The organism is uncultured Moraxella sp. (genome assembly GCF_945873075.1).
Taxonomy (GTDB): Bacteria; Pseudomonadota; Gammaproteobacteria; order Pseudomonadales; family Moraxellaceae; genus Moraxella.
The window spans coordinates 1-3,811 of the sequence record NZ_CAMCBS010000056.1 but is presented as its reverse complement, the minus strand read 5'-3'; the positions used below and the strand labels follow the sequence as shown (position 1 = coordinate 3,811).

The window sequence follows — 3,811 nt, the reverse complement described above, 5'->3', positions numbered from 1 at the left end:
TCCGTCCACAATCAAAGCGCAATAAGCAACACAAAGCAATGGTTGATGGCTTGGCAGCAGGCAACGAAGTTGTATTCGCTGGTGGCTTGATTGGTAAAATCAAAAAAGTCGAAGGTGACTATGCAGTCATCAGCCTAGGCACAAGCGAAGTAAAAGTACAAAAAGCAAGCGTGCTGATGGTATTGCCTGCTGGTACTGTTGATAATATCTAATCACTTCTTTTGCCAATGTCTGTAAAATCTTTTTTTTCGCAGGCATTGTTTGTTTTTCGTTTCGTAAGCCAAAAGCTTACACTATCTATAAGATTACCCTATGCACTACCCTGCTTGGAAATATATACTCATTGCTGTGGTGCTTGCCGTTTGTAGCATCTTAGCATTGCCAAATTTATACCCAGATGAGCCTGCTGTACAAATTACAGGGGCGACTGCTGGCACCGAACTGACCGAAAATGTACTGACCGAAGCCCAAAATGCACTGACTGGCGCAGGTCTTGAGTATCATGGCGGCAGTTTTGAGAATAATAGCGCCCTACTTCGCCTAAAAACCCCTGAAGATCAGCTAAAAGCACAAGAAGTTCTGCGTCGTGATTTGGGCGATAATTATGTTGTGGCGCTAAACCTTGCCCAAACCACCCCCGAATGGCTAAAAAATCTTGGCGCAAAACCAATGAAACTTGGTCTTGACTTGCGTGGTGGCGTTCGCTTCGTGCTTGAAGTAGACATGGCAAAGGCGCTTGAACAGCGCCTAGCGACCGCCACTCAAGAAGTACGCCGTACACTGCGTAGTAAGCAGATTCCAGTGGCAAGCTTAAAAACCACCAATAATGGCATGGTGCTGACTTTTGCCAATAGCGATGATCGCAACAATGCACAAAGTGTCATTCAAAATGCGATGGGTATGGATTTTGCACTACGCCCTGTGATGTCAGCCGATGGCGCAGCGCTTGAGATGACTTATACCGAAGCTAAGCTCAACGAGATTCGTGAATACGCAGTGAGCCAAAACTTGACCACTTTACGTAACCGTATCAATGAACTGGGCGTGGCTGAAGCATTGGTTCAAACCCAAGGCGCTAACCGCATCGTCGTTGAGCTACCAGGCGTCCAAGACACCGCTGAAGCCAAGCGTGTACTTGGCCGTACAGCAAACCTAGAGTTTCGTATGGTGAGCGAGCAGGCGGACAGCTATGCAGGCGGTATTCCACCGGCAGGTACCGAAGCGTTCCCATTTGGGGCGATTGATGGTCCGCCTATTTTACTTGACCGTCAAGCTATCATCACTGGTGAGCGTGTCCAAGGTGCGCAGCCAGGCTTAGATGATAAAGGTCTTCCACAAGTCGCCATCACGCTAGATACCGCTGGTGGTAAGCTGATGCAAAATGCTACTCGTACTGCCGTTGGCAAGCAAATGGCAGTGCTATTTATCGAGCATAAACAAAAAGTCAGCTATGAAACCGACCCAACCACAGGCGAACAAAAAGAAGTCCGCACCCCTTATACCGAATCTCGCGTGATCAACCGTGCGACGATTCAAGCGGTGCTTGGTTCATCATTTGTGATCAATGGTCTAGACAGTGATGCAGAAGCTAGCGAACTTGCCTTGCTACTTCGCTCGGGTGCTTTGGCTGCGCCGATGTACTTTGTTGAAGAACGCACCATCGGTCCATCACTGGGTCAGGATAATATTGACAAAGGTCTGTTATCAACACAAATCGGCTACCTGCTTGTATTTCTTTGGATGGTGATTTTCTATCGTGCCTTTGGTGTGATTGCCAATATCGCTCTAGCGTTCAACGTCATCATGATGGTCGCCATCATGTCAGTCATTGGCTCATCATTGACCTTGCCTGGTATTGCCGGTATCGTCTTGACCATCGGTATGGCGGTCGATGCCAATGTGTTGATTTTTGAGCGTATTCGTGAAGAGCTTGCCAATGGCGTGCGTGCCAAAAACGCCATCAATGCAGGTTTTGACCGTGCCTTTAGCTCAATTGTCGATGCCAACATCACCACGCTATTGATCGCATTTATTCTATTTGCCATCGGCACAGGCCCAATCAAGGGCTTTGCGGTGACGCTTGCGATTGGTAACATTACATCGCTATTTACAGCGATTGTGGTGACTCGTGCGATTATCCACCTATGGTACGGTCATCGCAAAAACTTAACAAAACTAAGCATTGGTTAGGAGTCTAAAATGAGTAATGAAAATAACCCAATTGACCCAACCACTCAAGCGTCAGGCGATGCAGTGCGTCGCCGTCGCACAGGCCCACGCCGTGATGGTAAAGGCTCAAATGCCGCTGCCAACCAAAATGCTTTGGCAAACCAAGCCATCATCGCTGAACAAACCGATGAAGCAGCCGAAAAAGCAGGTGGCATCAAGCTGATCGCCAATCAGCGTATCATTCCATTTCTAAAAATCGAAAAACCGATGCTGCTGATTTCCATCATCATGGTGATTGCAAGTATCGTAGCGATCGTGGTCAAGGGGCTGAATTTCGGTCTTGATTTCACAGGCGGTGTTTCTGCTGATGTCAAATATGAACAGTCAGTTGAGCAGGCGCAAGTCGTCGATGCACTCGCCAAAAATGGCTTTAATGATGCAGTCGTGCAATATCTTGGCACCAACCAAGAGCTGCTGATTCGCTTACCACCCCAAGATGGCAATGCCGAAGGGCTAACCGCCGTCCTTGATAAGGCGCTTGATTTGCCGAACAACCTAGCGACTGTTGCCAATATCAATATCATCGGTAGCCAAGTAGGTAATGAGATCTATGTGAACTCGCTGATTGCTGTGGCGGTGTCTTTGCTGATGATGCTTGTATACATATCGATTCGCTTTCAGTTCAAGCTTGCGATGGGTGCGATGCTATCACTATTTCATGATGCCATCGTCGTCGTCGGTATTTTTGCGATTTTTGGCTTGCCATTTGACTTGACAGTTTTGGCTGCGGTACTTGCGCTGATTGGTTATTCGGTGAACGATACCATCGTCGTTTATGACCGCATCCGTGAGAACTTCCGCCGTGTGCGTGGCTTGACGCCTTATCAAGTGGTGGACTTGTCATTGACCGAGACACTTCGCCGTACCATCATGACCAGCGGTACTGTCTTTGTGGTAGTTATTGCCATGCTATTCCTTGGTGGTGATGGCCTGTACTGGTTCTCATTTGCCCTACTTATTGGTCTGATCGCAGGTACTTATTCATCGATTTATATTGCAAGTGCGATTCCTTTGATGATGGGTCTATCTCGTGAAGACTTTGTGGTCAAGGTCAAGCCAGAATTTGAAGAAGAAGTAGTGGTATTTGCCGACCCTGACCTTCAAAACAGCAAAGACTGATTTGCCAATCCCTATAAATGCGCTCAATGTGTTGGGCGCATTTTTTTTGTTGTGCTGATATCCAAAATCCGCTATCATCAAGGTTATTATTTTTAAAATTTCTGTTATCAAGATTTATTTGGGGGTAAGATGAATCAAATGAATAAAGTGGTCGTGTATTGTGGCTCAAATTTTGGCGATGTACCAGATTATTATCACGCTGCCAAATCACTCGGACAAGCGTTTGCTGCACGCAATACCACTCTTGTCTATGGCGGCGGCAAGGTGGGCTTGATGGGGACGATTGCCGATAGCATCTTGGCAGCTGGCGGTCAGGCGATTGGCGTGATTCCAAGCTTTTTAAAAGATAAAGAAGTGGCACATTTGGGACTAAATGAGCTGATTGTTACGCCTGATATGGCAAGTCGTAAGAATAAGATGATTGAGCTGGGTGATGCGTTCATTGCATTGGCAGGTGGGATTG

At 47.1% G+C, this 3,811-nt stretch carries 4 protein-coding genes; all 4 read left to right on the top strand.

Annotated features, from left to right (window positions below; all coding sequences use genetic code 11):
• Positions 1-212, top strand: a 212-nt coding sequence (gene yajC, locus Q0N89_RS09770) for a preprotein translocase subunit YajC (protein WP_294035904.1), incomplete at its 5' end; no start/stop codon positions are given.
• Positions 213-312: 100 nt separating this feature from the next.
• Entirely contained in the window at positions 313-2,190 is a 1,878-nt protein-coding gene (gene secD, locus Q0N89_RS09765) for a protein translocase subunit SecD (protein ID WP_294035902.1), read from the top strand.
• Positions 2,191-2,199: 9 nt separating this feature from the next.
• Positions 2,200-3,348: a protein translocase subunit SecF gene (gene secF, locus Q0N89_RS09760; RefSeq protein WP_294035900.1), complete on the top strand. Its 1,149-nt coding sequence runs from the start codon at positions 2,200-2,202 to the stop codon at positions 3,346-3,348.
• Positions 3,349-3,477: 129 nt separating this feature from the next.
• The coding region (locus Q0N89_RS09755; protein ID WP_294035898.1) for a TIGR00730 family Rossman fold protein at positions 3,478-3,811 on the top strand (334 nt) is incomplete at its 3' end.